Origin of the sequence: Paraburkholderia denitrificans (assembly GCF_042655705.1) — a bacterium.
Lineage (GTDB): Bacteria > Pseudomonadota > Gammaproteobacteria > Burkholderiales > Burkholderiaceae > Paraburkholderia > Paraburkholderia denitrificans.
Map to the genome: position 1 here is coordinate 1 of NZ_JBHSMP010000035.1, position 6,268 is coordinate 6,268.

Sequence of the window (6,268 nt, forward strand, 5' to 3'; positions counted from 1 at the left end):
GGCAGCGCCCGGGCCGCATCCGCGGGCCCGGGCGCCGACGCTTGATGCACGGGCGCGCCGATTCACCGCGCCCGATATAAGTCCGCAGTTCGTGGTGTCACCCGGCTCCGCGGCGACACGCCGCGCGCGGCAACAGGTGCGAGACAAAGCACAACAACAAGAAATCCGACCTGCGCCAGATAGAACGAAGCGGACCATTGATTGTGCGCGGCAACGTAATAGGTGTTATGCAGAACGTCGCTCACGATTATGAACACCGTAAGCCACACACCCACTCGTGGTTTGAGCAATAAAAGTACGGCAGCTAACGGATCGAGGACCGCCAATGTATCCCAGTAGACCTTACTGAGTGGCGAAATTGCCGTTCCATAGCCGTAATCCCAAAGCAACCCGTGTTGCGCGATCGTTCTGAGATGATTGAACGTTGCACCGAGTAAGCACAACGCAAAAAGTGTCCGGATTGCAAGCGATGCACGTCGCATGATGAAGATCCACGAGAACGAATCTCGCGGCAGCTTACCAGACGTGCGGTTGCGCAGAGTGCGTCACGCTATGGCGCTTATCTCACGCAGCGCTTCTCATTCGATGATGTTGGTTCGCCTGAACGCGCACGCCGCCGCACGCGCTGCTCTGTGAACGAGATGGCATTGCGCGTGGGGCCGCGTGGCGGCGACAGGATATGCCTCAGGCGGGAAGCATTTTCAGCTCGTGCGAGTGCGCGTGCGCGGGCGCGGGCGTCCCCTTGAGGTGAAATGCGTGTTGCGGCGGAGAACTGATTGAAAGTTGATCAAAATGTGAAACTACCTGATCAACGAATGCACGCACCTTGCCTGGTAGAAATTCACGTCCCTGGTAGGCAACCTTGATCGTGACATCGTTGTTCTCGATGCGGTAACTGTCCAGCACCCGGACTAGCGATCCGATCTTCACGTCATTCGCGATGATGAATTCCGGCAATAGTGCTATACCTGCGCCGGCCAGTGCGATCTGTCGCTGCAACTGTGCACTGTTGACGGCGAAACAGGCATCGAGGTGCACGCTGTGATTCCGACCTTTCCCGTCGAGCCAGCGAAATGTCTTCCCGTTAGCCACGTGCGTGATAACGCGATGCTCGCCGAGGTCTGCCGGTCGCCGCGGCGACGAAACATTCATCAGGTAAGCAGGAGATGCAACGGCGACAAGTGGTGCATGGACGAGCGTGCGCGAGACCAAAGAAAGCGAACTAATCATTCTTTCGGCCACAATGCCGACGTCAAATCCTCCGCCGAGTAGATCGACGTCGGATTCGGTTAGCGTGATGTGCAGCGACACATCGGTATGACGCTCGCGGAAATCGGCGAACAGCATGGCCAGTTCAGGCGACATCAAGCTCGCAAGCACGACAACATGCAGGTCGCCCGAAATTTGCGTCGACTCTTCCTTTGCCAGCGATTCGATTTTTTCAAGTTCGGAAAGCAGCGAACGGCATCCTTCCGCATAGCGCGAGCCCACATCGGTCAGCGCAATCTTGCGGGTCGATCGCTGCAGAAGCCGCACACCGAGGTGTGACTCCAGTTCGCTGATATGCCGTGTTACTCGTGCCGGGGAGAGATGCAATTGCTCGGCTGCGCGGCCAAACCCTTGCACGTCGACGATCTTCAGAAAGGTCCGCATTGCTGCGATAAGATGATTCACAATGGTGCTCAAATATGTTTGATATGCGGGGTACTCGTTCCGAGTGCACATATCACGATAACCCGCTCACATAGTTGACCAGACTTGCAAGTTATCCTGAAGATAGGAAGAAAACACTTGCCGATAAGTATGGCGTAAGGCTATCTTCCTGCTCTCGACAGGAGCGAAGCGAATCAACTGGGGACGGCGCCGCGGTATCGCACTTCGTACTCAGTCCGGTGAAACTGGACTGACACTGTTCGAAAATGCATCAACTGCCGAAATAGATGTTGCAAAAACTTACAGGTCCAACGCACTCTGCTGCTTTGTGGTTTGCAGGTGCTGTTGTGGAAGGTGCCGTAACAACCACCGCATGATCGGCCGGGGTGGCCTGCGTTGCGGCGATCTGCTGCGATTGCGTGGTGCCGGCTGCGACGGCCGGTTCTTGATCGGCGGTACTTTGCTGCGCGAAGGCGCTTGCACCGAAGCCAAGCAACGTAACAAGCAGGAAGACACCTTTAGTGGGCTGCAATTTCAACATTTCACACTCCAAATGTGGCTAGGCTCGAGATCACGAGCGACTAGCGCGGGATGAAAATTCTGGGTCTGTATTTATTGTTTTTCATCAATAGTGAAATGATCCGGCAAATCAGGAATCACGTCAAAGCGGAAATTTCGATCTTGTCTATAAGGACAAGCGATTACGCGGCAACCCCAACTAGCCCACGGATGCCCGGATGCCCGACCGGGCTGCCGATGCCGCACCAAAGACGCAGCTATAGTTGACCCTATTTTTCGGGGCCGACACGGCTGGATTGCGCGAAGGAAAGGCTGGTCTGAGAGCCGTGGCTATCGCAACGAAAGAACGTGTCCCGACTGAGGGCGCTGCATACGATGATCGGCCATGCGCATGCGTTGCCGGTCTCGCGGCAGGCGCGACGCGTGGGTATCGGAAGATCGGGAGTGTATTACCGGGCGCAGCCGGTGAGCGAGGCGGAGCAGGATAGACCGGTCGGTCAACACTGCGCGTGTCGTGCGGCGATCCTGTGTACAGGAAATCGCACCAGATGGACACGCAACGGCCAGGGCAACCGGCTTACGACCCTGACGCGAGGAAATCGTGAGCCGAAGCTGGCTCGTCGAATCGATTTGATAGAAAGTGCGAACGTTGCGCCCGCCGCTTGTTGCGGCAACTGGATTGCACGCAACGTCGCACTTTTAGATCAGATGTACCGCGATCCGCTGAACGCGGCGCATCGCTTAGAAGCGATGCTTGAGGCCGACAGCAACGACCACCTGCTGATTGTTCGTGGACGGGTTCATCGTATAGATACCGGCGTTAAACGCGGAAATGCCGTTGCCGCCACCCACGCGCTGGTAGACACTTTCCAGGTACACGTCGGTACGCTTCGAGAAATTGTAATCGGCTTGCGCCATTACCTGGTTCCAGTGCGGACGTGCGTTGCCGGTCGGCGAATTGAACGTCGCCATCGTGTACGTGTAGGACGCACCGAGACTGAAGTTCGGACGCACGAAGTAGCGGCCATTGATTTCGAAGTTGTCGAACTTGATGTAGTTACCCGCACCGTTCGACGCTCCGGGCAGTGTGCCAAAGTTGGTGTTGCCGCCGAGCCAGAGACTCGTCGCACTTTCCGTCGAAGTATGTGTCCACAGCACGCCGACCGAAGAACTCCCGAACATGTACTGCGCGCCCAGGCCGAACATGCGCTGCAGGCCACCCGTCGTCAACGCATCGCCATCGTTGGTGCTGACCGCGCCAGTTGCGTTCGGCGAGTTCGAGTCGCGATTGATCTGCAGGTATGCCGCCGCGAGGTTGACCGGACCGACCGAGTAGCTAATGCCCGCGCTGTAGGCATTATTGTTGGAGACCTGGCCCGGCTGGTTCGAAAACGCGTACATCGCGCCGACCTTCACCCCGTCGAACGATGCGCTGCTGAACTTCACCGAATTGTTCAGGCGCATATCGTTGTTCAGGTTGTCGTTGTCGTACGGGTGCTCGGCGACGTTGCCGCCAAAACCGGAACCCGTGGCGCTCAACGGTGCAAGGTACGTGACCATGAAGTCGTACTGGCGGCCCAGCGTCAGCGTGCCGTACTTATTCGACGCCAGGCCGACCCATGCCTGCCGGCCAAAGAGATCGCCGCCGTTCTTGGCCGAGCCCTTGGTCGCGTCGAAGCCGTTTTCCAGCCAGAATACCGCGCTCAGGCCACCACCCAGATCTTCATTGCCGCGCAGGCCCCAGCGCGATGTATAGACGGTCCCCGAAAATTCCTGCCACTGCGTGCCGCCACCTGCGGATGGCTTGGAGGGATTGACGCGTCCGTTGCTGCTATACGCGATGCTTGTATCGATCAACCCGAACAGCGTGACGCTACTTTGCGCGTGTGCTGCACTGGCGCACAGCATCGATGCAGCGATGGCAAAACACCCGTATTTCATTCAATTTCTCCGTCGTTAATTCTGGTTTGTGCCGCGAAACAGCTATAGTGAGTTCGGGGACGGACGGAGTATAGAAGGACGCAGAATGCGGTACACCTCGCTAATAGAAACAATACTCCCTAATTAGTAGCGTGTTTTTTTCATAAAAGATTCATCGTCTGACAAGCGCCCTTCACACGGTGCTCAGCGGAGCGGATCCACTCGGTTGCGATCGGTAAAGCGTTGTGCGAACACGTGCAATTCTTGATGACGTTGTGCTGATGCAACGGCCACGTTACCGGGTGTGGAACGAAGCACTTCGGGCCATTGGCCCGGATATCGCCGTCATGGGTCGTTTTCTCTCCCGGACTGTGAACTGCCGATGCCGGGAATGGACAGCAGGCGCACTGCGAGCGCCTTCTCGTGAAGTTATACGCTCAAATTCCGCTTGATGTAATTGGTGTGGAGCCGATGAACAAGCTGAATCGGCAGAGGCGGCGGATTATGCAGCGCAAGCACAGGGGGAAGCCTGCACCGCATGGCCTTTGAGGCGGATAGGAATATGCCGGACTAAAGCGGTACGTCGTTAATCCGGTTGGCGATTGGTGTTTGCCCAACAGATGCCTGACATGTCCTGCGTTTTCCCTTCGGAAAATCCCGGGGGCCCCGGCCGCCTGTGAGCGGCGCCGAGAGCCCCCGGCCGTAGCCTTGCGACTACGAGGTCAGTTGGCGTTGCCTTGCATCGACAAGAAACGCGTTCGTCGACGGATCAGAAACGGTGGCGAATTGCGGCTCGCAGAACCACCTGATTGCTGGTCGATGAGACGTTGTCCGCACCCGGAATGAATGCGACGTCCAGCACCGAGCCGGTCGTGTCGCCGCCAACGTGCTGGTACAGCCCCTGGAAGTACAGATCCGTGCGGTTCGAGAGGTTGTAATCGGCCATCAAGCCGGCCGTCTGATAGTTCGGATGCAGCTTCCCGCTCGCCGAGGAAAGCGTTGCCCGCGTGTAGACATACATTGCCCCCACGTAGAACGCCGGCGTGAACTGATACTTGCCGTTCACCTCGAAGTTCTGGAATCGCAGATTCGAAAGTGCGCCGCCAGCCGGCGTAATCGCACCGACATACGTGGAACCCGTTGCGTTGGCCACATCCGTGTTCGAGTAGGAGAAGCCAACCGTGGTATTGGCCAGGGTGTAGGTTACGCCGGCTCCGAAAATACGCAGACGCGTGCCGAGAAAATTCTCGTCGCCGCCATCCGTGATCGCACCCGCCGCATTCGATGACGGGTTATCCGCCTGAAGGTACGACGCGGCAAGCAGAAGACCGCCGTTTGTGTACGACGTGCCGAAGCTGTACTGCCGGTTATTGGCGAAGTTCGTCGTATTGGAGAAGGCGTAGGTTCCCCCGAACTGCACGCCAGCGAATACGGGGCTGGTGTATTTCACGGAGTTGTTCACCCGGAAACTGTCGTCCGTATTGTCGTTGTCGTATGGGTGTGAGAACAGATATCCACCCCAGGTGCCGTTGGCTGTCGTCATCGCCAGGAAGTCGACCACGGAGTCATATTGGCGCCCCAACGTGACCGAACCCCAGGTGTCGCTGGACAATCCAACATACGCCTCCCGGCCGAACATCAGTCCGCCTTGATTCAAATGGCCGGTGTTGACATCGAAGCCGTTTTGCAGCTCGAAAATGCCTTTCAGGCCGCCGCCGAGATCCTCCGTTCCTTTCAATCCCCACCGGCTGCCTTGAACGTAGCCGCTTTGAAGCTCGTATACCCGGTTTCCTCCAACGTTATTGGTGAAATCAAAGCCCTCATCAATGAGGCCATAGAGGGTTACCGAGCTTTGAGCATGCGCCGTTGACGCGAGTACCGCGAGAACGGACGCCGCGAGCAGTTTCCTTGCCATTTACTTGTCTCCAACAAATATTTTGAAAATTCAGGTTCTCTGGAACTACCACTACACCCCTTATGGGGGCGTTCAGCTTTGCTACCGCTAAATCTATCGAGTCGAAAATCGCGGCCGTGACTATTGTTGAGTTATCCTTCGCGTCTCTGGCGCGTCCTTGCATGCGAAACGAACTGCGGACTTATATCGGGCGCGTTGAATCGGCGCGCCCGTGCATCAAGCGTCGGCGCCCGGGCCCGCGGATGCGGCCCGGGCGCTGCC

5 protein-coding genes are annotated in these 6,268 nt (G+C 57.3%); all 5 read right to left on the minus strand.

The features are described from left to right. Positions 1–62: 62 nt before the first annotated feature. Positions 63–482, minus strand: a complete 420-nt coding sequence (locus tag ACFPTO_RS21640; protein ID WP_377714571.1) for a hypothetical protein — start codon at positions 480–482, stop codon at positions 63–65. 202 nt (positions 483–684) lie between these two features. Further along, positions 685–1,674, minus strand: coding sequence for a LysR family transcriptional regulator (locus ACFPTO_RS21645; RefSeq protein ID WP_377714573.1), 990 nt, complete (start codon positions 1,672–1,674; stop codon positions 685–687). Between the two features lie 250 nt (positions 1,675–1,924). Further along, positions 1,925–2,194 (minus strand): hypothetical protein, encoded by a 270-nt coding sequence (locus ACFPTO_RS21650; protein ID WP_377714575.1) that lies wholly within the window; start codon positions 2,192–2,194, stop codon positions 1,925–1,927. A gap of 719 nt (positions 2,195–2,913) precedes the next feature. Then, a complete protein-coding gene (locus ACFPTO_RS21655; protein WP_377714577.1) occupies positions 2,914–4,113 on the minus strand; it encodes a porin in 1,200 nt (399 codons plus the stop codon). A 748-nt stretch (positions 4,114–4,861) separates the two neighbouring features. Then, on the minus strand, positions 4,862–6,007 hold the full coding sequence (locus tag ACFPTO_RS21660; RefSeq protein WP_377714579.1) for a porin: 1,146 nt from the start codon (positions 6,005–6,007) through the stop codon (positions 4,862–4,864). Positions 6,008–6,268: the final 261 nt, after the last annotated feature.

Bases quoted from the DNA above. Each gene is read 5' to 3' on its own strand.
- ACFPTO_RS21640 (WP_377714571.1), bottom strand. From the start codon at position 482: ATGCGACGTGCATCGCTTGCAATCCGGACACTTTTTGCGTTGTGCTTA.
- ACFPTO_RS21655 (WP_377714577.1), bottom strand. From the start codon at position 4,113: ATGAAATACGGGTGTTTTGCCATCGCTGCATCGATGCTGTGCGCCAGT.
- ACFPTO_RS21660 (WP_377714579.1), bottom strand. From the start codon at position 6,007: ATGGCAAGGAAACTGCTCGCGGCGTCCGTTCTCGCGGTACTCGCGTCA.
- ACFPTO_RS21650 (WP_377714575.1), bottom strand. From the start codon at position 2,194: ATGTTGAAATTGCAGCCCACTAAAGGTGTCTTCCTGCTTGTTACGTTG.